The following is a 23,026-nucleotide window of genomic DNA, read 5'->3' on the forward strand; positions in this document are numbered from 1 at the left end:
TTACGGTTCAGTAGCGCGGCTTATTGCCAATCCCCCTATAGTTGCAGCTGCAAGGCCTAATATCCCCACAACAGCGAAAGCGATTGCCCAAAAGATCCCTCCTGAAGTTGCGGACGCCTCTTCAGAAGTTAGTTCGGTCACACCATAGGCTGACATATCCATTTTATTGTTGTTTCCATCTATGATTAATTAGTCAGCAACTGCCGCTCAGCAGCTCCTGCCGCCGCAAAAGTAAGAATATCAAGAATCGTGCCAGCGCAGAAGGAGTTCTGGAAAACCGTTCTGTGGTTTGTTCAACGGTTGATTGTGAGCCCGCGGTACGCCGGCCGAACATGACCGTGTCGCGAACGCGACAAATCCGACACCAGGAAGCAAAGGTACGTCGGGAGCGGCTACGGGTAACTCGACTTCCAGCTTGAACGCCTCTCGAGCAAGTTTAAGATCTCGTATCGATATACGATGGGCTCGGTCGGTACGGGCTCCAACGCGAACCGACCAAGACCCGTCTCGTAGACTTCCCGTTCAAGCCAGGTAGGCGTCATCCCGTGATGGCCCGGACCACATTTAACTTTCCTGGCTTTATATGTATGCGGATGAAGGGATGAATGATCCAGCTGCAATGGCTGCCGCTAGCCCCGCCAAAACTCCCGCAAACGCCCAGAACCACCCTCCCGAAGTTGCGGATGCCTCTTCAGGAGTTAATTCGGTTACACCATAGACTGACAAATCAGTCTTCATTGTCGTCTCCTCTTCAAATGAATGGATCAGTCAGCGGTACCGGTCGGCAGCCGCTGTCGTTGAGCGAAGAGAGACTCAAAAGGCGTGCCAACTGCACAGAAGTGATCGAGAAAAGTCATCCTATCGATATTCAACAGCTGAACTGCCAGCACGACGCCACGCCTCATCGTGCTGTCTTGGACGCGACAAACCCGGTAACCGGGGCAACGCAAATGCACGTCGGGCAACGAACAGATCGAGGAAGTCCAGCGCAATGAAGAACGTGCAATCCGGCAATGTCACAGTCATGCGCAGCAGCCCGCGTCGCACGATCGCTGGGTGAACGCGCGACGCGGAAAGTTTGCGCCTTATGTTCTATCCACGCGTGTTACCCAATATCGCTTCCGCGATGGCTGAAGCTGCTAGAGCTAATACCCCCAAAACTCCGAGAGCCACTGCCCAAAACCCTCCTGAAGTTGCAAATGCTTCCTCATGCGTTAACTCGGTTAGACCATAGGCTGACAAATCAGTCTTCATTGTCGTCTCCTCTTCAATGAACGGATCAGTCAGCAACTGCCGCTCAGCAGCTCCTGCCGCCGCAAAAGTAAGAATATCAAGAATCGTGCCAGCGCAGAAGGAGTTCTGGAAAACCGTTCTGTGGTTTGTTCAACGGTTGATTGTGAGCCCGCGGTACGCCGGCCGAACATGACCGTGTCGCGAACGCGACAAATCCGACACCAGGAAGCAAAGGTACGTCGGGAGCGGCTACGGGTAACTCGACTTCCAGCTTGAACGCCTCTCGAGCAAGTTTAAGATCTCGTATCGATATACGATGGGCTCGGTCGGTACGGGCTCCAACGCGAACCGACCAAGACCCGTCTCGTAGACTTCCCGTTCAAGCCAGGTAGGCGTCATCCCGTGATGGCCCGGACCACATTTAACTTTCCTGGCTTTATATGTATGCGGATGAAGGGATGAATGATCCAGCTGCAATGGCTGCCGCTAGCCCCGCCAAAACTCCCGCAAACGCCCAGAACCACCCTCCCGAAGTTGCGGATGCTTCTTCAGGAGTTAATTCGGTTACACCATAGACTGACAAATCAGTCTTCATTGTCGTCTCCTCTTCAAATGAATGGATCAGTCAGCGGTACCGGTCGGCAGCCGCTGTCGTTGAGCGAAGAGAGACTCAAAAGGCGTGCCAACTGCACAGAAGTGATCGAGAAAAGTCATCCTATCGATATTCAACAGCTGAACTGCCAGCACGACGCCACGCCTCATCGTGCTGTCTTGGACGCGACAAACCCGGTAACCGGGGCAACGCAAATGCACGTCGGGCAACGAACAGATCGAGGAAGTCCAGCGCAATGAAGAACGTGCAATCCGGCAATGTCACAGTCATGCGCAGCAGCCCGCGTCGCACGATCGCTGGGTGAACGCGCGACGCGGAAAGTTTGCGCCTTATGTTCTATCCACGCGTGTTAGCCAATACCACTTCCGCGATGCCCGCAGCTGCTAGGGCTACTAGCCCCAAAACTCCGAGAGCCGCTCCCCAAAACATCCCTCCTGAAGTTGCAAATGCTTCCTCATGCGTTAACTCGGTTAGACCATAGGCTGACGTATCGATCGGTGCCGTCCGGGATGTGGTTGGAATCCGGAGTGGGCAATCTCCGACATTGTGGAGCTATCTGATTACGCGGCGAGGTCAATTGGCTGATCGATGGGTTTGGTGGCCAGCGTTTTCCAGCCGTCGACCTTGCACATGTTGATCTGGCCGGAAGCGAGCAAAGCCCAGAACAACATTGCCGCCGTGTCCGCTGATGGCAACACGGTCTGCGTCTTGATCCGTCGCTTGAACTCTTCGTGCAGCCGCTCGATTGCATTCGTGGTGCGTGCGCTCTTCCATTGACTCGGCGGCAGTCGCGTGAAGGTGAAGAGCCGGTCGCCGGCTTCCTGCAGGCTGTCGGCCACCGCACGATGCTTGAGCCGCCATTTGCGGATGAAGGCCTTGCGCCACCTCGATCTCCTCGCGAGTCGCCCCGTAGATCATGTCGTTGTAGTCGGCGGTGATCTCCTCATGCAGGCGCTCGGGCGCATGCGCCAACAGGTTGCGGTGCTTGTGGACCGTGCAGCGCTGCACTGGCACGCCGTCCCATACCGCGGCGATCGCAGCCTCAAGCCCTGGCGCGCCGTCGACGATGAGGAACTCGGGCCGCCGCAGCCCACGCCGGATAAGATCGTCGAGCACGGCACACCAGGCTTCGGTGCTCTCGCCACCCATACTCTTGATCGCGAGCAACACTTTCAGACCGTCCGCACGCACACCGATGATGACCAGCAGCGAAATGGCGGTCGCCTTGGGGTCGAGCCTCACCCGCACCACGGTGCCGTCGAGGAACAATCGCACGATCGGCTCCGCGGCCAGCGAGCGGGCATTCCAGGCGTCCCAGTCGCTCTTCACCTTGCGCCACACCCGGCTCACCGTGTCCTTGCCGACTGCGCCAGCGAACAGAGCGCTGAGCGCCCGGCGCACACGGCGCGTGTTGATGCCGGCCAGGTAGCAGCTGGCGATCAGCGCGTCGGCGGCCAGCGTGCGGCGCTGGTAGGCCCGCAGCGATTGGCTCTTCCACTCGGGGGTCTTGCCGTCGGCCGTGTTGAGCCGCGCGCGCGGACCGCGTCTCAATCGGCCCGAAGCTGCCGGTCGGCGACCGCGGCCGGCTGCCATGCCGATGCCCCGTAATGCCGGCCGTTCCCTCGCGGCCGGCCATCTTGCTGCGCTCGTAGCGCGGGCGCGCAAGGGCCACATCGAGCTCGCTGCGGATCAATTCTTCAATGAATTCCCGCGCTCGTTCCCGCACCGCAGCTTCGATCGGATCGAACCAATCGTCGAAAAGCTGGGGAGCCGTCTCGTCTCCACACTGCGGCGAATGAGTCTTCGTGATATTGCTGCTCATGGCGTGGTCTCCGGTCCGGCGCTCCAACGCCGGATGATTCGAGGTTGATCACCTCGGAGACTACGCCACCTTCAATTCCAACCAACCCCGCGACGGGACCAGCGCGGCCGCGCGATGGACAAACTGCCAGCAGGCTATTGTGCCGCGGTGACGCAGCCTAAGAAGCCGGCCGGCCCTCGAACAAGGTCGATCGCGGCCGGAAATCTCCAAAAATCGCAAGCTCGCGCTAGGATTTCAGTTGCGGTCTTCCGCTAAGAAAGCGGTGAAATACTGCACACGCGAGCGCTTACCTGTGACTTAATTCGCCGCCAGCTTCATCATCGCTTCGACTTCTGCGCGAAAAGCCTGGCGCGATGCGTCACGCGAGTAGAACATGTGGCCGCCCGGATAGACCGCGAGTTTGAGGCGCGGCGCCGACGCAAAGGCGGGCAACTGATCGAGCACGATCTGCGAGCCGAAATAGAGGGCGTTACGAGGTCGAACAGGCCGCGCCCAACCAGCACCTTCATTTTCGGATCCGCCGCAAGGATCTGGCGCAGCTCAAACAGGGGCTGCGGGGGACCGGCGCCAAAATCCCAGGCCCGCCAAACCGCGGCGTTGATCAACCCATAGCAGCCATCCGGCCGCCAGTTCATCTTGCGCGTCAGGAGATCGACGGCGGCACTGGTCAGCGGCGCCTTAAGCGTGTCGCCCGAAGGATCGCCAAATCCGGGGCTACCGAAATCCGGATAGGGATCGAAGCCACGCACGGAGGCGTCGTAGCCGCCGGTCACCTTGCCGTTTTGCGGTCGAGCTCGCGGCTGAATTCGGTGATACCGAAGCGGCCCGCGAGCCTGCGGCTCACCGTCTGGCGACCTTGTCAGCCAGCCGCGTGGCGCCTCCTTGTCCACCTTGCCTTTGACGAGCTCGGTCAGGAACTCGCCGCGCGCGTAAGCTTCGACGTCGGCGAAATCGACTCGCTTCACCGGTCCCTTGGCTTCGCGTACGGTTGCGACATAGCTCGGCAGCGTTGCGACGTATTGAAGAAGGCTCGTGCCGGACTCGCGGTAGTCAAACACGGTCGGCATCATCGACTGGGCGAGCCGTGCGGTTCTGGCGTGGCGGTTGTCGAACACGATGGACGTCTCGTTCTGCGTGGCGGCTCTGGAAGAGGCGCTGGCGAAGTACGGCACGCCGGAGATTTTCAACACCGATAAAGGCAGCCAGTTCGCCAGTGCGGCCTTCACCGGGCGCGTTGGCGGGCGCTGGGATCAAGATCTCCATGGATGGCCGTGGTCGTTGGATGGACAACGTCTTCATCGAGCGGCTGTGGCGGTCGCTTAAGCATGAGGACATCGTGTGCTGTGAACCGCCCCGGGTTTGCCGGAGGCCATTTGGTTTAAGTTATGCCGCCATGGCCGGTTGTTCCAGCATGGCGTAGTAGCGTTGCTCGGCTTCGGCCGGCGGGATGTTGCCGATGGGCTCCAGGAGCCGCCGGTTGTTGAACCAGTCCACCCATTCCAGCGTCGCGAACTCGACGGCCTCGAAGCTGCGCCATGGTCCGCGCCGATGGATCACCTCGGCTTTGTAGAGACCGTTGATGGTTTCGGCGAGAGCATTGTCATAGGAATCTCCGACGCTGCCGACAGAAGGCTCCACGCCTGCTTCAGCCAGGCGCTCGGTGTACTTAATGGATACATATTGGGCGGATTCAAACGGTCGTCGCAACACCAGGAGTTTGGAGGTTGCGATGAACGTTGTAAGGCGCAGATCGGCGCGGTCAGGACGAGCCCCATTGCCGTCGCCAGGACGGCCCTCTGTTGCCGGGCGCGATGAACAGAATAAATTTTGGCGGGCGATTGCCGCTGGGTTAAGCAGCGAAGATGCTGCACTCGAAGCCGGATTGTCACAACCTGTCGGAAGCAGATTATTCCGAAAGGCGGGCGGCATGCCACCAGCGATGTTCAGATCTTCGGCAAAGGCTCTCTCCGGGCGGTATCTCTCGTTGAATGAGCGCGAGGAGATCGCACTTCTCAAGGTGCAGGGCCATTCCATACAGGAGATTGGACGTCGCCTGGGGCGGGCTGCTTCCACAGTCTCCCGTGAACTGCGGCGCAACGCGGCCACTCGCGGCGGCGGGTTGGGGTATCGGGCAATAACTGCCCAATGGCATGCGGATCGATCCGCCCGCCGGCCTAAGCCGACCAAGCTTGCGCTCAATGCAACCTTGCGCACTTATGTGGAGGAAAGACTTGCTGGCGGCGTCGTAGCCCCGACCGGCGCGCCCGTTCCTGGTCCCGCCGTTCCGTGGAAGGGGCGGCGGCATGGCCCGCGCAAGGATCGGCGATGGGCCAAAGCCTGGAGCCCTGAGCAGATTGCCCGACGCTTGCCGATCGACTTCCCGGACGACAAGACGATGCGCATCAGCCACGAAGCTATCTATCAAGCCCTCTTCGTTCAGGGCCGTGGCGCGCTACGCCGCGAGCTGACGGCCTGCTTGCGAACAGGGCGTGTGTTACGGATGCCCAGAGCGCGCGTACGCAGGCGAGGCAAGGGCTTTGTCTCGCCGGAGATCATGATCAGTGAGCGCCCTGCTGAAGCTGCCGATCGAGCAGTGCCGGGACATTGGGAGGGAGACCTCATCCTCGGTGTTGGCAGCTCAGCAATCGGCACGCTGGTCGAGCGCACGACGCGCTTTACGATGCTCTTGCACCTTCCACGGTTGGCGGGGCATGGCGAAGCTCCGCGCGTCAAAAACGGACCAGCCCTTGCGGGACATGGGGCCGAAGCCGTGCGCGACGCGATCACGCGCACCATCATCACTTTGCCCGAAGAGCTGCGCCGTTCGCTAACCTGGGATCAGGGAGCCGAAATGGCTCAGCACGATCGTCTCAAGATCGATGCGGGTATCCAGGTCTACTTCTGCGACCCGCAAAGCCCATGGCAGCGCGGCACTAACGAGAACACCAACGGGTTGCTGCGGCAGTACTTCCCGAAAGGCACGGACCTGAGCATCCACAGCGCCGAGGAGATATCCGCTGTGGCAGCGGCCCTCAATGCCCGACCGCGGAAGACACTAGGCTGGAAAACGCCGGCGGAGGCGCTTGACGATCTTCTGTTATCAGTGAAAGTAACTGGTGTTGCGACGACCGTTTGAATCCGCCTTGGCTGCCCCTGTCGCTGTGGTGCACCAGCCCGCTACGATGGACCGGCCGTCGATCATGCAGTGCCTGCTCCAGCGCATCGAGCACGAAGCCTGCATGCGCCGTGCGAGAGGCTCGCCAGCCCACGATCCTGCGGGCATAGGCGTCGATGACGAAGGCGACGTAGACGAAGCCGGTCCAGGTCGCGACATAGGTGAAGTCGGAGAGCCAAAGGACGTTTGGCCTTGGCGCCTTGAACTGGCGGTTGACGTGATCCAGCGGGCATGGCGCAGCCTTGTCGCTGATCGTGGTCTTGACGGGTTTGCCGCGGATGACCCCTTGCAAACCCATATCCCGCATCAGTCGCGACACCGTGCAACGGGCAACATCGAAGCCCTCACGTTTGAGCTGCCGCCAGACCTTGCGCGCGCCGTAGACGCGGAAGTTCTGATCGAAGACGCGCCGGACCTCGATCTTCAGCGCAACATCCTGCCTGGCGCGCGCCGACAGCCTGGCGGGATCCCGCCGCTTGGCCACATGGGCGTGATAGGTCGAGGGGGCGATCGGCAGGACCTTGCAGATCGGCTCGACCCCATGCGCCCCACGATGATCGTCGATGAAGGCGATCATGGCTTGGACCGGCGGTCGAGCTCCGCCATCGCAAAATAAGCGCTTGCCTTGCGCAGAATCTCGTTGGCCTGCCGAAGCTCCCGGTTCTCCCGCTCGAGCGCCTTCAGCTTCTCGGCCATGTCGGTCGGAACGCCAGCCCGCTGCCCGCTGTCGACTTCAGCTTTCTTGACCCAGTCATGCAGCGTCTGCGGCGTGCAGCCGATCTTGGCCGCAATCGACGTCACCGCCGCCCAGCGCGAGGGATGCTCACTCGCGTGATCCAAAACCATCCGAACCGCACGCGCCCGGACCTCGGGTGAAAACTTGTTCGTTGTCTTGCTCGTCATGGCTCCACCTTCTCAAGAGTTGGAGCCTCCGGCAATCCCGGGGCGGTTCAACCGTCCATTCGGTGAAGGTCCTAGCCAGGCATCGAAGCCATCTTGGAAACGCGAATCATGATGCTTGAGCTGGATCAACTCAAGCACTCAAGCGCTGCTTTCCACGAGCAGAGTCGAGCGTACGCCGCTGCCTAATGACGACACCTGGCCGGTCCTTTCGATGATCAACTTACAGAGCTGGACTCGCACATTGGCTCCACGCAGCGGACCGTTAAAGATGGCGAGAGAAGCTGGTTCGGGATGCTCGAGAAAAACAGCCTGCAGCATTTCGGCAGGTGCCCACCCAAGCCTGCGGGCCGGCAGGACAGATTAGATTGATCAACTAGCGAGGTGCTGTCGCTCCATTCCCATCAGCTTCATAGCTGCTCAGGAGCTCAATCGAAGCCCCTCCGCTAACATCAACCCTGCACAGCCAAGTGTCCGGGCAAGTGATCGCTGGAGCGGGGCATGCATCAATGCATCTTGGGATGAGCGCTGCAGATACCGACTTCGTTAAGAAGGATCCTGAGGGCGGCGCGGTTCGGTGGTCATGAACATTTTCATTGCAAAGTCGAGCGACCTATATGCTCGATCGCGGACCGCCTGCGGCAAGTCAGGAGTTGCGTCAATCGCAGCGCGCGCGTCGCTCATAATCTTATCCTCTGCGGAAAGAAGCTTTGCATCTAACATTACATGAAGCGTCTCTCGAACTTCAGGTGAGATCGCGCAATCGCCATCGATCAATTCTCGAAGTTTCCAAAATATACGCTCGACTGCTACCATCGACCCGAGAACTGACATCAGTCTTGGTGACATCATTGGCGATCTCCTTCTCCAGCCAGACTCTGACGACCATCCCAGCGAAATCGGACCTGTCCCTCTTTGACACCGACGCGCGAGGCGACCCTGAACAGGCGAATGACTGGGATTCATGTACGCTGCTAGCCCCAGCGGGCGTGAGACGGACGTTCAAGATATGCTCAGGGGAACTCGCAAACTGTGCGATTTGCGAGCAAGGCATTTATCTTTTCTGTGCTCCAGGCCGTAACCCGGTAGCGTGCGGTGGCTCACGTGCAAAACTGACATGAGAGCTGGTCCCGGTTGTCTGAACAGAGTTTCCGCGTCGATAGGTGGAGCCTCTGCCGGGTTAGGCTGCCATGCGGAGTGGCAGTGGGGTGAAGTAGGCTTGATCCGGCGTGGTGCCGTCAAGGCTCGAATGGGGACGCCTGGTGTTATAGAAGTCGAGATATCGGCCGATCGAACTGCGAGCCTCGCTGACGCTGTCATAGGCCCGCAGATACACCTCTTCGTATTTGACGCTGCGCCAGAGCCGTTCGACAAACACGTTGTCTCGCCATGCGCCCTTGCCGTCCATGCTGATCGCGATGCCGTTGTCGGCGAGCACGCCGGTAAAAGCCTGTCCGGTGAACTGCGAGCCCTGGTCGGTGTTGACAATCTCCGGCTTGCCGTGACGGGCCAAGGCATCCTCCAGCGTCTCGACGCAGAAGGCTGCTTCCATGGTGATCGACAGCCGCCACGACAGAACACGACGTGTTGCCCAGTCCAGCCCACGGCGAGATAGACGAAGCCCCTCGCCATCGGGATGTAGGTGATGTCCATCGCCCAGACCTGGTTCGGCCGTGTGATCTCCATGCCGCGCAGCAGATACGGATGGATCTTGTGGCCGGGTTCCGGCTTCGTCGCGCGCGGACGGCGGTAGAGCGCCTCTATCCCCATCCGCCGCATCAGCGTTTTGACATGCCGGCGGCCGATCTTGCACCCCTCGGCAGCCAGCAGGCCTCTCAACATTCGCGAACCGGCGAAGGGAAACTCCAGATGCAGCCGGTCGAGACACCGCATGATCGCGAGATCGGCGTCCGGCACCGGACGCGGCAGGTAATAAATGCTGCCGCGGCTGATCTGCAGTACCTCCGCCTGACTGGTGATCGACAGCTCGTGCTCACGGTCGATCATCGCTTTGCGCTCAGAAATCCCGCCTTGGTGAGCGCTCCTTCTAAAAAATCGTTCTCCAGCGTCAGCTCTCCGATCTTGGCGTGCAGCGACTTCACGTCGATCGCAGGCGCGGCCGGCGCAGCGCTGCCAGGTCCAAAAACTCCGCACGCGCCGCCTTCCAGCTGCGCCTTCCACGCCGTGATCTGATTGGGGTGGACGTCGAACTGCTCGGCCAGTTGAGCGATCGTCCGGTCGCCCTTGACGGCGGCAAGCGCCACCTTCGCCTTGAAGGCCGGTGTGTGGTTCCGGCGTGCTCGTCTGCTCATCGTCGCTCCTGATTCGCAGGCATCAGCGTGCCCGCTGTCAGGCAGAAGTCCACTTATCGACCTGTTCAAATTTGCGAAGCCGGCTCTCATGGGGGGCGTGCGCCGCTTTCCATTTGCCACAATACATGCAGCGGCATCGGAGTTGGACTTCTGCCACGCGTCCGTGCTCTTCCGCTTTCTCACTCGGATCGCTCTGTTGACGAGCCCGTATTGAGTGAGTGATCCCGGTCACGCAAAGGTGGTCATCCGATACACCGGTGCTCGGGGCGCCCACCCGTTTTGTGATTGCGTGGACGCATCGACATCGAGCCTCCCGATCTGGAATGGTGTGTTGGTCGTGCGCCGTCGACCTCGATCGCTCTCTTGATTCTCCATCGGCCGTCCGATCGAGCTCAAGAAAACGAGCAACTTGAACGCGCAGATGATTTCCATGTGCTGGATTTCCTATCTCGGGTTGGTTCATTTCGTCTGTCTTACTGTCCTCGCCACTGCACGGCTATGCTGTGCAAACCGTGCATTTCACCCACCAGCGGCCACCGCGCTTCTCCGCGCGCAACTTGCCGCGACGGATCCGAGAGAGCACGCCTTCGGGGCTTATGTGGTTCATCGCTGCGAATCGCTGAACAGTGAGGTAGTCCTCATGCAGAGGTGGAGGGGTGCTAATTCCGTGCGCAGCCAGCAGAATGCGCAGCGAAGCCAACTCCGCCAGCACGATCTCGAGCTTACGCGCGATCTCCTCCGTCTGGTCGGAGCGCTGCCGGAACCGCGTCACGACAGGCCCGCACGTGCGATAAGCCACATCTTGGAGCCGTGTGGAATGCGATCGACGAACTGGCGCGCCAAAGCGGGATGAGCGTGAGCCACCTCATCTGTCCAAGCAAACCAATGCTCGGGCAATGTCAACGCACGCAAAATGAGAGACAGGGCATTTATTGCCGTTGAGACGACTGTTTGGTGATGTAGTCGAAAGGGTCTCATGCGCGTAAGAGCCATTTGAACCATAAGAGAGGTCTGACAAATGCATCCGGTTGCGGTGCTCATGGGCCTCGGTGTTCCCATTTATCGCCTGGTCAAGGACGACTTATTGCAATCGCTGTTGGCTCATCGTCAGTGCTCTGCCGCTATGAGTTCGGAGTGAATCGCAGTTGCTGTGTTGAGGCAGGCATCCAGTGACAGAGATCCAAAGGCGAGCTGGCAAAGGAGATAATTGGCGCCTGCCTCTTCCACGTGATTGAGAAGAGTTTGGCGTACCGAAGCGCGCGTTCCGACAACGCACAGTTCACTCTCAATTGCGGCATCCAAGGTTAGGGGCAGGTTGGATGGAGGCGAGATGTCATTGAGCTCGTACAGGAACTTAAAGCTCTTGAGCCATGTTTCGTAGGCTGGCGCGGCGAGGGAGTGGGCGGCTGCTTCAGAGCTGGCAACTACGATCATGCGGAGTAATGCGAGAAATGGTGCTAAACCGTTGGCGTCATGCTTGGCGTTTCGATGAGCGCGATAGCGATCTGTCACCTTGCGAACGGCAGAAGAGGGCCCCATGCACGCCAGATGAGCGCCATTCGCCGCCGCCCAATGCGCGGACTCTGGCCGATTTGTAGCAATCCATGTCGGGGGACAAGGACGCTGGTGAGGTGAAAGCGTCAAAGGAACGTTGCTCAGCGCAAAATGTTGCCCTTCGTACGAGAGCGGGCCGCCATTCATCGCGTTAACGAAGATTTGGGAAGCTTCCTCGTAACGGCTTGAGGCAACATCGGCTCCAACCCCAAAATAACCCAGTTCGATCGGTAGGGAGCCGCGGCCAAGACCGACCTCGACCCTGCCGCTGCTCAGGTGATCCAACATGCAGATCTCCTCGAATGCTCGCAACGGGTGGTAAAGGTTGAGCAGCATGACCAACGGACCAACGCGAAGTCGCCGTGTGCGTTGTATCACGCTTGACAGAAACAAGTTCGGCGATGGACCTCGTCCATGCGGGGTGCAATGATGCTCCGCCAGATGATAGGCATAGAAGCCGAGCCGGTCGTAGGCCTCCGCCAGCGCGAGGCGGTCCGCATATTGCCGGGCGATATCGGGGCCGTCCTCGTCAAGATGATCAAAGATGCCGCAGGTCAGGTTTGTGGGAAGAACGTTTCTCACTCAGTTATCTCCTACAGAGGGGACCGGAGTCCGCCGGGTTTTGGGGTGCAAGAGGCGCTCGCTGGCACTGCGGTGCATATGCTGCGAAGCCGTTCTCAACAGCTCGTAATGCGCCGACCGGACAAAAACTGACTCCGGCTGCGTCGCGAAGCTGCATTCATGTGTGGGTCCGGATCGATTACGAACGGGGATCTGTGACCTGAGTGGAAGGGGTCATTAGCCACGGCATTCCACTTTCTTAAGAATGCTGCCGACAGCCGCAAGAAACGTATCCATCTGGCGCGTTGTACCGATGCTAACCCGAATGCACTCTTGCAGACCGGCATCCGGAAAGAAGGCAACGAGGACGCTCTGGTCTTGCAACGCCGCCTGCCACCATCTGCCACCCTGACCTACCGGCACACGGGCGAGGAGGAAGTTCGCGTGGGAAGGCGTTACGGAGAACCCAAATTCCGAGAGGGCGGCCGCTACCCGCTGACGCTCAAGCCTGACGTGGCGATGGTTCTCCTCGTAGGCGTCGCGATGCGCAAGGACGCTCATGCCAACGGCATGAGCGACCACATTCATGTTGAAAACATTCTGGATGTTACGAAGCCGCCCAATCAGCTCGGGATGGCCGAAACCGAAGCCCACGCGAATGCCAGCCGCGGAATGACTCTTGGAAAGCGTGCGCAGGACCAGAAGATTCGAATGGCGCTCAATGAGGCGTAGGCCATCCTCAGGTGCGAAATCAACATAAGCTTCGTCCAATACGATCAATCGGTCAGACCGTATAACGAGGCGCTCGATCTCAGCGACCGGAACGAAGGTTCCGGTCGGATTGTTCGGATTGGCCAACAGAATGAACTTGGCATGTTTAGCCGGACCGAAAAGCAGCTCGTCCATCGGCAAGCAGTCGGGTTCAGACCAGGGAATTTCAATGAACCGGGCCCCTTGCAACATGGCAAGCTTGCGATTGAAGGAGAAGCCGGGCGACATCATTGCGATGCCGTCGCCCGGGGCAAGAAAGGCTCTGTAAATGAGACTGAGGAGTTCAGACGATCCATTGCCAGCCATCACGCGATCAGTGGCAATCCCGTAGGCCGCTGCGGCCGCTTGTCTCAAGCTGATATTGTCGTCTTCCGGATAGCGGTATTGCACCTCAAGAGCTGCAATTGCGCTTCGCATCACGATGGCTGGCAAAGGAAATGGATTCTCATTCGTATTCAGTTTCACGCAAGTATTGTCGGGGGTGGGCCGCCCGGACGGCAGAGCATCCAATTGGCGAGCCACCGGCGAGAGCGAGGAAAGCATAGTTTGCAGTTTTGCATCCAATGTGATGTTCTCCCTTTTGTCGACCAGAGCAGTTGACCGCCTTCATCGAGCCTACGTGATGCGCGCGCTGTGTTAGGAGCCTGGAAGCGCAAGGCCTGCATGAATGTGAGGGTGGGGTGCCATAGGCGGGCTCAGATCTAAGCGCCGCACCGGATCAGAGTCCGTCTCAAAGTCCGGCAGCGATCAGCACGGATCAGGCGGCGCACGGGGTTGTCCCAGCGAATACCTGTTTCACGAGGGAGGGATCGCCACGTTCACTCGGCCGAACAGCGCTGCTAACGCTCGGCTTGAACTCGCGTAATCCGCAGACAGACTGCGCACCACTGACATCTTGCCACAAGCTACGTTCCTTCTAAAGAGGTCCTGGCAGCTCACTCCCGAGAGCGAGGTGCGCATCAGTTTCACTAGGTGGAAGAAGTCACCGATGTTCGTCGGCCTTACGAATATGAAAGTGATGCTCACTGTAGTGGCACCAGGCGAATGGGAACGTACTCTTCGGGCGGCCGTTCGGGCGTGCACGACAGCTGTGATAGCGTTGCCGCCAGGGCGAGAAATGCCGCGACTGCGGCGACTGCGGCGCACGTGACCAGCGCGTAATCGCCAGGCCGAGGATGGTTCATCATTCAACGCTCCGTGCGGTGTTGGTGCGGGCGGTCAGGTCTGCGCGACCACTTCGACGGTATTGTCGCGCCAGCGGTAAACGATGAACCCAGGAGCGGCATTGTCTCCCTTGTCGAATCGAACCGTGGCAATGGCCCTTTCGATTGAGCCCGAGGTTCGGCCGCAGCGACCCGCGTGGCATCGACCGTGCCCGCCCGTCTGACCGAGCCCGCCCATGCTTGAACTGCGGCATAAGCGTAGCGTGCAACCTGCGGCAGATTGGCTTGAACCCCTGAGCTTGGCGACATCGGCTGCCCCTGCAGCATTCTTCGTCGAGTGCGGCATGAAGGTAAAGAGCGTGCCGTTTGCGGAGCCGCAGGCAATGGCCAAAAACGTTCATCCACCGACTTGTTCTCGCCCAGCGCTCTCACGGGAACTTCCGAAAGTGGTGCAGATCATTGGAGTCTCCATCGCCTAGCCGGCGCTCTGTCCGTCGCCCCGCCGCTGCGTCGATGCTTTTAGAAGGTACAATCTGACGCTACGTACGAATCAAGTACTTCGAAGCGTTCTCGTCGAGGTCGGCAGAGCGAAAGTCCCCCAAGAGTGCCGACAACGCACATTCGCAGGCGAATTGCTACGGGCCAACGATCCTCAGTCAGACAAGGATCAGCATCAGCTCATTGAGTTGGAGACATTCGAGCTACCGAGTCCGGCGAGCCGCGTGCGTCAACTCTTTCCGAGCTGGTTCTCCAGCGCGGCGAGGGCGAGATCGAGGTATCGCATGAGGCTCGCATCCCAGCCGGCGAGATTGTGTGGTTCAGTCAATCGCGTCAGCACCTTCAGTATCATCGAGACAGTCGAGTCAACTCCTGTGATCTCAGTCAGCAGCGAACGGGCTTGACGGGCGACCGCATTTGGTCGCTCACTGCATGGCGGCTCGCCCCGATCCATGCAGCTTCGTAGCTCGTCCCGAATCTTGCGCCACCGATCTTCGCGGCTAGCGTTAGAGGCGCATGTGCAGATGGCCGAGGGGGTACGCTCCTCAATCCGCGACATTGCATCTAACGTTGCCGGCAGCTCGTCGACACTAACTTCTGTCTCACCTTGCGTCGTCATAATGCGCAATCGATCCCGTAGTAATGTCGCCCGCGCGACTTGAACTTCAATTCGCTCCAGATGGTTGCGCCATAGGTCCGTGAGAGACGTCCGTCCCTCGATAGCTTTGCGGATCTCAGGAAGCGAGAAGCCGAGCTCACGTAGCGCCAGTATCTGAGAGACGCGTTGTAGGCTTTCACGATCGTACATGCGGTGACCGCCATTGGTACGTTCCGCGACCGTCAACAACCCGGTATGTTCGTAATGATGCAGAGTGCGTACCGTTACGCCGGTCGCCTCTGCAAGTTCTCCAATGCGCCACCGGCGCCGTCGTGGTGTGGCGTTTGTCATGGTCCTCAGTTTGCAAGCCTACAACCTCACGTCACGTGAGAATCAAGCTATTTCAATGATCTAGATGATGGTCTCTTGCTGCGAACCCCCGGGAGCACTGACCGCATGCTGTTGATCAACCAGCCGAGACAAGTGCAAGCATCAAGTGCGCCAGCGACGTCAGTTCGTCCCTCGCTGCGCGTTGCATCACAAGTCTGGCGATCGCCGCGCGATTCTCGCTGGTTCGCATGCATGTCGGTAAAGACGCGATTGCTCGATCAAAAAGGTTTCCCAAGCTCGCGAGATCCTCGGGGTCGTAGACTCCGCTCGGCTTCTTCAACAGTAAGCTCCTTTGATTGCCGCACCTTCGCTGCACGTGACGAAGCCGTTTGGCTGTGGTGGGGCAAAAAGGAGACGGAGCGGCGACGTGCGCGAAAGAATGTGACAGGTGCGTTCGTGTGGTGCCGTTGTGCAACACCGGCTTTGCTTCCCTTTTGTCCAACATTGCCCTACCGAAACTGTGCAATTTCTGCTGGACGCTGCCGCAGCAGTGGCCATCTGCTATCTGATCGCCACGCGGAGCGAACAGATACATGCAGCCCCCGCTTGCTCTTGCGACACAGCTTCACGAACGGCGGCGCGGACACAGTACTGATCTGATCAGGTGGGCCTCTTTCGGTCGCGACCGTTGCTGTGATCCATCGTCGAGCCGAGCGTTGATTGGTCAATCATCGCAGAGTGGTCCTACCAGCACATCGTGGCGTGGCCGCCCGCTCGCTAACAGCGTTTTCGACGCGCTGCTAGTCCTGTTGTGAGACGGCTTTTTGGGCGCGAAGGCGTTGTTCGCGCGTGGCAACATCGGGTTTTGGAATGCCACAAGATAATGGCTGCTCTTCAACGGCGCAAGTCTGCGACGCAAAGCGTCGGAGAAGGTGGGCCGCCAAACCATTCCCGGCATGTATCTCAACGCAAGCGCACGACACGCGGCTGGCGAAACGCTACTCGCGATTGAAGACCGAGCCCCGAAGGATCGCTCCAGCATCCGCTGAACGTGGAGGCGCTCAAAACGGCTCAACGGGCCCCGGCGCCGCGCGGCCACGCCTGGGAAAACAAGGACGTGTCATAGCTCCTACAGCAATATCTCGCATATCCACACGTGAGCCGGATCAGTGTTGGGCCGCGCAGTCCAGCTGTCGCGGGTAATGTCTTGCTCGTCCGGAAGCTCACTCACTTTCATCCTCGAACAGTATCGCTTTGGTGTGCGAGCGCTGGACATAGATGCTTTGGGTAAGATAGGCAAATCATGTTACCGCACCGAAGTAGCTCTTCGGGGACAGCGGTGAGGGGCCGCAACTCGGGGCTAACGGCGGCGGCATCCCGCGCGCCACGCGCCACGACACTTTCGAGAATAACACGACTGTCGCGAGATCCGAAAGGATGACCCTGCACCCACGATCCGATGTGGCTGGATTGACCATGTCGCCCGAAACGATCAAAAGCTGTAGGTGGAGCAGGAGTTGGCGAGTGGGAGCGGCGAGCCCTTCCGTGCGCCGGACATTGGCACAGTTGCCGTCCTCTCATCATAAACACTCATCCCCCAAGCACGCGCGCAACGGGACAATGCCGCGAGCTCACGGCGGGTGGATCCAGGTTGATCCTGCGGCCAGCGAGTTTGCGGTTGCGCTCCGTCATGCGGGATCGAGAAGAGCAAGACAAGCGCCATTGAGATGACGTGTCCGAACCTCCACGCCAACCTTGCGCAGACCTCTCACTTGCAGGTTCTGCTCCCCCGAACTACGCCAGCTCGCGTTGCGCTTTCCGGACGCGACTGTGGACAGCGTTGGCGTTCGGCAGAACAAGTTGGTTCGACGCGAACGAGCCGGCATCGACCCTGTGGGGCGGTCCGCCAAGAGGCGTCTAGCTACTGGCGTGCTTCGGCATTACTGGTGCGATCGCCGGGATAGTAGACGGCAAGGAGAATGCCCACCGGCAGGCGAAGAACGGTGCGGGTGCGCTACCAGTGTCCACGTTTGCAGCCTCGATCGCGGGACTTGGTCTACAACCTGACGCGGTGTACGATTCAAGAGATTGTAGTGCCGAGCCCGGATCTCGTTCACCTGACTGGCCGGATCATTTCGCGAGCTCTGAGCTCAGCTCATGTAGAAAGTGTGATGCAGCCGTCGGATCAGGGGAAAGTCATTGCGGAGCGCCGCCGAACGAGCTGTATGACGCGTAAGATCGTCACGCCAGCGCGAGATCAATGGCGCCGCCGACCCGATCAAACTACGCTCAAGCGCGCCAATCCGAACACCAGCGAGGGCCGGAGCTTCGAGCCTAGCGTAGATCTGGTTAATCGAGAGTAGGTCGCAAACGGCCGAACAATCCTAGAACGGGCCGTGACATTGGTGGTTCTCCGACGGAGCGACCATCATGGATGCCTCTTGCAAGAATATGTTGCGCATCCAAATGCTTGCCGGATCAGTATTATGAATGGCCGGCCATTGGACGGCCTCGGTAAATGTGAGAAGTCGCAGCGGAGGTTCGATGACCCGCAGGGGCATCGTGTTTGCGAAATGGCTGACCAGTCTTGAGGGCATGCTCGCTATACGGTTGGTGCCCAACAACATAGGCGGAATCATACCAAAACCCTGCACCGCGACCTCGGTGCGTATCTTGAAACCGTGCTCGAGAAAGAGCCATTCCTGGAAGGAGGGCCTCAGGGAGCGCCCGAACTGGGCTTCCACGTGCCCGATCGACGTGTACATCTCGAACGTAAGTCGCGGCGCCAGCTGCTTGTTCATCGGGCAGCCCACGCAAGCGAAAGTGTCCTCGAACAGCGCCGCCTTGGGATGCGCACTCGACATGAACATCTCCGGATACATGAGAAAATCGACTTCACCGCGCCGGAGAAGTTCATCGGGGTCCTCTACGGGCGGCAGCAACTCGAAATTGATTGTCGGAGCTTCCCGCGCGACGCGGTCCACGATAGGTCGAAGAAACACGACAGTCATGAAGTCGGACAGGATGATCCTGAATCGCCGATTCGATCGAGACGGAGTGAAGCCGTCCGGAGAAATGATCGAGAGCTGAATGTGAGCGAGAGCCTCGCGAATCGGGGCTGCGAGCGCTTGAGCCCGCGGTGTTGGGACAAGCTTCCGACCCCTCATCGTGAATAGCTCATCGCGAAAGTAAGTGCGAAGCCGCGCGACGGCAGCACTCATGGCAGGTTGACTGAGGTTGATGCTTCTTGCCGCCGCAGTGAGATTGCCTTGCGCCAACAGGGCGTCGAATGCGACGAGGAGATTCAGATCGAGGCCCTTGAAACGCATAATCTTGAGTGATCCACGGTGTGAATGTGTTCTATCGATACAATCGATTTTACCATTTGTACCGAATGAGAATAGCAAAGGATAGTTTAGCGAGATGTCAGATCTAACAGCATGGTTACAATCATAGCGCGTTCAGCCCAGCGCCAGGAATCGATCAAGATATCTGGACCGTGCGGTCGCAGTTTCGCGCGTGTTGCGCAACTCATATCTCGGCGAGCTAGCACGGTGGGGATCCGCAACTGTGCGTGGGCGTATAGGACGAGCAAACCTTCGTATGGCTTCGCCAACCCATTCTATACCGGCCGTGTACCGCCGTAGAATTGAGCGAACGCTCACCTGGCCGTAGATTTCCCTCCAGTTGGACCCCTTCGGTTGCGGGTGCCAAATGTGTTTTGGTCGCATCCGATTGCGTCCTTGCTGCGGAGAAATCGTGCGAAGCATGCGAGCGAAGGCGTCCTTGGCGAATCTGATGCGAGTTGCGCACACACTCGACGTCGTATCCATTGTGAATGCACATCGGTCAGTGCGTGAAGCTCTGACAGAAATGGTGTTTTCCGCGGGTTACGTACCCGAACCCTTCGAGAGCGCAGAAGAGTTCTTGAAATCGGGCCGCCGTTTGATCACGTCGTGCTTGATCGCGGACATGCAGTCGAGCGTGATGAGTGGCTTTGAGCTTTTTCATCATCTGGCTGCATCCGGACGCGCGATTCCCATCGTTCTGCTCACAGACAACTCCGAAGACGATATGAGTCGAGTCCTGCAAGCTGGGCTCCAGTTTTTGAGCAAGCCTTTCGAGCGTAGCGAACTGCTGGCCTGCGTCAGGAGCCAGATAATGAATAGGGATTACCCTCTATGAACATGATCGCGTCCGGATCCACACGAGGTGTTTCGGCGCGCCCTCCAGTTCGTTGGAGGCTGTGCTGGGAGAATGAGCTTCAACTTGCTGACCATATTGAATTGTCAGACTTCTTCCGGAAGACCTACGGTCCGACCGGGGCATTCAATGCACAGCCCTTTGAAGGTCATCGAAGCTGGGCCGGCGCAAGGCCTGAGATTCGGGCAATCGGCTACGACGATCGTGGCGTCGCGATTCACATCGGCGCACTGCGCCGCTTCATAAAAGTGGGGTGAGGTCGATCTGCTTGTGGCTGAACTCGGATTGTACGGGGTACGCCCGGATCTCGAGGGGCTCGGAATCAGCCACTCCATCCGCGTGATGTATCCCGTATTGCGAGATCTTGGGGTGCCGTTCGGCTTTGGCACGGTCCGATCCGCCCTGCAGAAACATATTACCAGGCTGCTCGGGCGACAGGGGTTAGCGACTGTTCTGCCAGGGCTCCGTGTCCGGTCCGCTCGTCCGGATATCTATCTCACTGTGCCTCCGACGCGCGTGGAGGACGTGGTCGTCCTCGTCCTGCCGATTGCGAGGCCAATGAGCGAATGGCCGGCCGGTGAGATGATTGAACGGAACGGGCCAGAACTGTGACCGCCGCAGACAACGAGACTGAAGCGCGGAGCGACTACGCCGACGCCGGCGGAGAGCACTCCGTCTATCTGACATTTGATGATGGTCCCAACCCGCATTGCACGCCGGCTATCCTGGATGTGCTGGCGCAGCATCGGACTCCCGCCACCTTCTGCGTGATCGGCGCATATGCAGCGGGTCAGCCGGAGCTGATCCAGCGCATCATTGCAGAAGGGCACGAAATCGCAAACCACACAATGACGCACCCGAATTTATCCAAATGCACACCGGATGAGGTGGAATACGAGATCCTCACAACAAACAAGATCATCGGAATGGCCTGCCCGCGAGCCTCTGTGCGGCACATGCGTGCGCCGTATGGGACTTGGACCAAGGAGGCCCTCGCCGCGTCGGCGAAGGCCGAACTGGCAGCCCTGCACTGGTCAGTGGACCCGCAAGACTGGTCTCGACCTGGCGGCGAGGCGATTGTTGCTGCGGTGCTGGCCTCGGTCCGGCCGGGGGCAATCGTGCTCCTGCACGACGGGTGCCCTCCCGACGAGTTGGAACGCTGCCCTCACTCTGGTCGGCGCGACCAGACTGTGACGGCGCTCGCCCAGCTCATTCCAGCACTGCATGACCTTGGATTTGCAATCCGGTCGCTTCCTCAAACTCACTGAATAGATCAACTCCCATGAGCCTGCTTGCCACTATCAGCACCGCTGCTGTTGCCTCCTACGCGTTGCTCTCCAGCGTCCATAAGAGCGCGCAGGCGCTTTATGCGCTGCGAACCGACGCCTCACTGCCGCCGTACGACCTCGTCGACACCGCAGCTCTGCCCAGCGTGGATGTCATCGTGCCCTGCTTCAACGAGGATCCGCGGACGCTGGCGGCCTGCCTGAAATCTCTCGCAAGCCAGGATTACCCAGGGCGATTGCAGCTCTATGTGGTCGATGACGGCTCTGCAAATGTCGCTGCAGTGGCCCCGGTCCATGGGAGCTACGCGCATGACCCGAGGTTCACCGTCATTCTGCTGCCAAGCAACGTTGGAAAGCGCAAGGCGCAGATCGCAGCGATACGCCGGTCGTTCGGCGATCTCGTGCTCAATGTCGATTCCGACACGGAAATCGCCAGCGACGTGGTCAGCAAGCTCGTACGTAAGATGCAGGATGCAGCCGTCGGAGCGGCCATGGGGCAATTGGTGGCCAGCAACCGCAACGACAGCTGGCTAACCCGATTGATCGACATGGAGTACTGGTTGGCTTGCAACGAAGAGCGTGCGGCGCAGACGCGCTTTGGCGCCGTCATGTGCTGCTGCGGCCCGTGTGCCATGTACCGTCGCTCCGCGCTGCTCTTGGTGCTCGACCAGTACGAGACGCAGTACTTCCGGGGAAAGCCGAGCGACTTCGGTGAGGACCGCCATCTGACGATCCTCATGCTCAAGGCAGGGTTTCGAACCGAGTACGTTCCGGACGCCATCGCCGCCACGGTGGTCCCGGACAGGCTCTTGCCGTATCTGCGGCAACAGCTCCGCTGGGCGCGGAGCACCTATCGCGACACGCTGCTGGGTTTGCACCTGTTGCCCGGCCTGGACCGGTACCTTACGCTCGACGTGCTCGGACAGAATCTCGGGCCGCTGCTGCTCGCCATCTCATCGATTGCCGCGCTCGCTCAGCTCGCGCTCACCGGCACCGTGCCCTGGTGGACCGGTCTGACCATCGCCGCGATGACCATGATTCGGTGCAGCGTGGCGGCCCTTCGTGCCGGCGAGCTTCGATTCATCGGCTTCTCGCTGCACACCCCGATCAACATCTTCCTCCTGCTCCCGATGAAAGTCTATGCGCTCTGTACCTTGAGCAACAGCGACTGGCTCTCGCGCAAAGTAGCGAAATCATCAGACGTCGATGAATCGAAGGCCGCGATCGAAGACGCGACAACTGGACCAAGCCTTAACCCGGCATCGGAAACGCCTCGCTTAATTCGCGGGCCAGGTCTTTCGCGCGCTCCCTCGCAGCTGATCGCGTCTGATGGCATTGCAACCGAGACTGACTGACAGCTTTGTAGGGGATTTAGTGGTGAGCGTGGACAAGACATATCAATCGTTGCAACGGGAGCTGACTAACGATGACCCGTGGCGGCTCGACCACAATCCGTTCGAACGTGAGCGTCACACCCAATTGCTACGGCTATCGCTGTCGAACGGCGCCGTCTCAACCGGCCTCGAGATCGGGTGCGCGGCCGGTGCATTCACAGAGAAGCTTGCTCCTCACTGCAAACGGCTCACGGTCATCGATGTTATGCCGCGAGCGATCGGTCGAGCGGTCCAGCGGACCAAGAGGTGGTCGCATATCAGCTGGGCGGCGACCGATATTCTGCAGTTCTCGACCGAAGAGCTGTTCGATCTGATCGTGGTCGCCGAAGTTCTCTACTATCTCGAAGACATGACACGGATGCGTACCGCCATCGACAAGATGGTGAAGATCCTTGCTCCAGGTGGGCATCTGGTCTTCGGATCTGCACGTGATGCCACCTGCAGGCGATGGGGGCATGTCGCTGGCGCCGAGACAGTCATCACGATTTTGACTGAAGCGCTCATTGAGGTCGAACGCGTGCAGTGCCAGGGGCAGTCGGCTGACGAAGACTGCTTGTTGGTCCGCTTTCGCAATCCGGAGCGATCTTAGATCCATCCTAACGGCCGAGCTTGA

13 protein-coding genes, 7 pseudogenes and 1 other annotated feature are annotated in these 23,026 nt (G+C 59.4%); of the genes and pseudogenes, 7 read left to right on the plus strand and 13 right to left on the minus strand.

Annotated elements, in window-relative coordinates:
* Positions 1 to 1,092 precede the first annotated feature (1,092 nt).
* The 4 genes and pseudogenes from ACVWYI_RS37440 to ACVWYI_RS37455 form a co-directional block, all read right to left on the minus strand.
* Positions 1,093 to 1,254, minus strand: coding sequence for a hypothetical protein (locus ACVWYI_RS37440; RefSeq protein WP_456664652.1), 162 nt, complete (start codon positions 1,252 to 1,254; stop codon positions 1,093 to 1,095).
* A gap of 415 nt (positions 1,255 to 1,669) precedes the next feature.
* Entirely contained in the window at positions 1,670 to 1,828 is a 159-nt protein-coding gene (locus ACVWYI_RS37445; protein ID WP_456664653.1) for a hypothetical protein, read from the minus strand.
* Positions 1,829 to 2,406: 578 nt separating this feature from the next.
* Positions 2,407 to 3,668, minus strand: a pseudogene (locus tag ACVWYI_RS37450) (IS256 family transposase).
* 297 nt (positions 3,669 to 3,965) lie between these two features.
* Positions 3,966 to 4,720, minus strand: a pseudogene (locus tag ACVWYI_RS37455) (peptidase S10); the annotation flags it as partial.
* Between the two features lie 7 nt (positions 4,721 to 4,727).
* Between ACVWYI_RS37455 and ACVWYI_RS37460 the strand changes: the two are divergent.
* Positions 4,728 to 5,004: pseudogene (locus ACVWYI_RS37460) on the plus strand (transposase); the annotation flags it as partial.
* A 47-nt stretch (positions 5,005 to 5,051) separates the two neighbouring features.
* Here ACVWYI_RS37460 and ACVWYI_RS37465 read toward each other — a convergent pair.
* Positions 5,052 to 5,351 (minus strand): annotated as a pseudogene (locus tag ACVWYI_RS37465) (integrase core domain-containing protein); the annotation flags it as partial.
* A gap of 46 nt (positions 5,352 to 5,397) precedes the next feature.
* Here ACVWYI_RS37465 and ACVWYI_RS37470 point away from each other — a divergent pair.
* On the plus strand, positions 5,398 to 6,804 hold the full coding sequence (locus ACVWYI_RS37470; protein ID WP_456663005.1) for an IS30 family transposase: 1,407 nt from the start codon (positions 5,398 to 5,400) through the stop codon (positions 6,802 to 6,804).
* 7 nt (positions 6,805 to 6,811) lie between these two features.
* Here the strand turns inward: ACVWYI_RS37470 and ACVWYI_RS37475 are convergent.
* The 8 genes and pseudogenes from ACVWYI_RS37475 to ACVWYI_RS37510 all read right to left on the minus strand — a co-directional run.
* Positions 6,812 to 7,746, minus strand: a pseudogene (locus ACVWYI_RS37475) (IS3 family transposase); the annotation flags it as partial.
* Positions 7,346 to 7,462: a sequence feature (AL1L pseudoknot), on the minus strand. (Overlaps the previous pseudogene by 117 nt.)
* Before the next feature lie 543 nt (positions 7,747 to 8,289).
* The gene (locus ACVWYI_RS37480; protein WP_456664654.1) at positions 8,290 to 8,595 is read right to left on the minus strand and encodes a hypothetical protein; all 306 of its coding nucleotides are present in this window, start codon (positions 8,593 to 8,595) and stop codon (positions 8,290 to 8,292) included.
* Between the two features lie 328 nt (positions 8,596 to 8,923).
* Positions 8,924 to 10,055: pseudogene (locus ACVWYI_RS37485) on the minus strand (IS3 family transposase).
* Between the two features lie 496 nt (positions 10,056 to 10,551).
* Positions 10,552 to 10,827, minus strand: coding sequence for a hypothetical protein (locus ACVWYI_RS37490; protein ID WP_456664655.1), 276 nt, complete (start codon positions 10,825 to 10,827; stop codon positions 10,552 to 10,554).
* A gap of 335 nt (positions 10,828 to 11,162) precedes the next feature.
* Positions 11,163 to 12,191 (minus strand): LLM class flavin-dependent oxidoreductase, encoded by a 1,029-nt coding sequence (locus ACVWYI_RS37495; RefSeq protein WP_456664656.1) that lies wholly within the window; start codon positions 12,189 to 12,191, stop codon positions 11,163 to 11,165.
* A 216-nt stretch (positions 12,192 to 12,407) separates the two neighbouring features.
* A complete protein-coding gene (gene hisC, locus ACVWYI_RS37500; protein ID WP_456664829.1) occupies positions 12,408 to 13,484 on the minus strand; it encodes a histidinol-phosphate transaminase in 1,077 nt (358 codons plus the stop codon).
* 1,347 nt (positions 13,485 to 14,831) lie between these two features.
* Complete coding sequence (locus ACVWYI_RS37505) at positions 14,832 to 15,551, minus strand: MerR family transcriptional regulator (protein WP_456664657.1); 720 nt, start codon at positions 15,549 to 15,551, stop codon at positions 14,832 to 14,834.
* A 2,363-nt stretch (positions 15,552 to 17,914) separates the two neighbouring features.
* Complete coding sequence (locus ACVWYI_RS37510) at positions 17,915 to 18,859, minus strand: LysR family transcriptional regulator (RefSeq protein WP_456664658.1); 945 nt, start codon at positions 18,857 to 18,859, stop codon at positions 17,915 to 17,917.
* A gap of 457 nt (positions 18,860 to 19,316) precedes the next feature.
* Between ACVWYI_RS37510 and ACVWYI_RS37515 the strand changes: the two genes are divergently transcribed.
* From ACVWYI_RS37515 to nodS, 5 genes and pseudogenes are all read left to right on the plus strand, one after another.
* Positions 19,317 to 19,715, plus strand: a complete 399-nt coding sequence (locus tag ACVWYI_RS37515) for a response regulator transcription factor (protein ID WP_456664659.1) — start codon at positions 19,317 to 19,319, stop codon at positions 19,713 to 19,715.
* A pseudogene (locus tag ACVWYI_RS37520) lies at positions 19,712 to 20,345 on the plus strand (NodA family N-acyltransferase). The gene ACVWYI_RS37515 and the pseudogene ACVWYI_RS37520 overlap by 4 nt, the downstream one beginning before the upstream one ends.
* A complete protein-coding gene (gene nodB / locus ACVWYI_RS37525; protein ID WP_456664660.1) occupies positions 20,342 to 21,001 on the plus strand; it encodes a chitooligosaccharide deacetylase NodB in 660 nt (219 codons plus the stop codon). Before ACVWYI_RS37520 ends, nodB begins: the two are co-directional and overlap by 4 nt.
* 14 nt (positions 21,002 to 21,015) lie before the next feature.
* Positions 21,016 to 22,374: a chitooligosaccharide synthase NodC gene (gene nodC, locus ACVWYI_RS37530; RefSeq protein ID WP_456664661.1), complete on the plus strand. Its 1,359-nt coding sequence runs from the start codon at positions 21,016 to 21,018 to the stop codon at positions 22,372 to 22,374.
* Positions 22,349 to 23,002 (plus strand): nodulation methyltransferase NodS, encoded by a 654-nt coding sequence (nodS, locus tag ACVWYI_RS37535; RefSeq protein WP_456664662.1) that lies wholly within the window; start codon positions 22,349 to 22,351, stop codon positions 23,000 to 23,002. Before nodC ends, nodS begins: the two co-directional genes overlap by 26 nt.
* Positions 23,003 to 23,026: the final 24 nt, after the last annotated feature.

The organism is Bradyrhizobium sp. LB13.1 (assembly GCF_054056815.1).

Excerpts from the sequence above, each read along its gene's own strand:
- nodS (WP_456664662.1), top strand. The coding sequence starts at position 22,349 with ATGGCATTGCAACCGAGACTGACTGACAGCTTTGTAGGGGATTTAGTG.
- ACVWYI_RS37510 (WP_456664658.1), bottom strand. The coding sequence starts at position 18,859 with ATGCGTTTCAAGGGCCTCGATCTGAATCTCCTCGTCGCATTCGACGCC.
- ACVWYI_RS37440 (WP_456664652.1), bottom strand. The coding sequence starts at position 1,254 with ATGAAGACTGATTTGTCAGCCTATGGTCTAACCGAGTTAACGCATGAG.
- ACVWYI_RS37505 (WP_456664657.1), bottom strand. The coding sequence starts at position 15,551 with ATGACAAACGCCACACCACGACGGCGCCGGTGGCGCATTGGAGAACTT.
- ACVWYI_RS37470 (WP_456663005.1), top strand. The coding sequence starts at position 5,398 with ATGAACGTTGTAAGGCGCAGATCGGCGCGGTCAGGACGAGCCCCATTG.
- ACVWYI_RS37445 (WP_456664653.1), bottom strand. The coding sequence starts at position 1,828 with ATGAAGACTGATTTGTCAGTCTATGGTGTAACCGAATTAACTCCTGAA.
- hisC (WP_456664829.1), bottom strand. The coding sequence starts at position 13,484 with ATGCTTTCCTCGCTCTCGCCGGTGGCTCGCCAATTGGATGCTCTGCCG.
- ACVWYI_RS37480 (WP_456664654.1), bottom strand. The coding sequence starts at position 8,595 with ATGATGTCACCAAGACTGATGTCAGTTCTCGGGTCGATGGTAGCAGTC.
- nodC (WP_456664661.1), top strand. The coding sequence starts at position 21,016 with ATGAGCCTGCTTGCCACTATCAGCACCGCTGCTGTTGCCTCCTACGCG.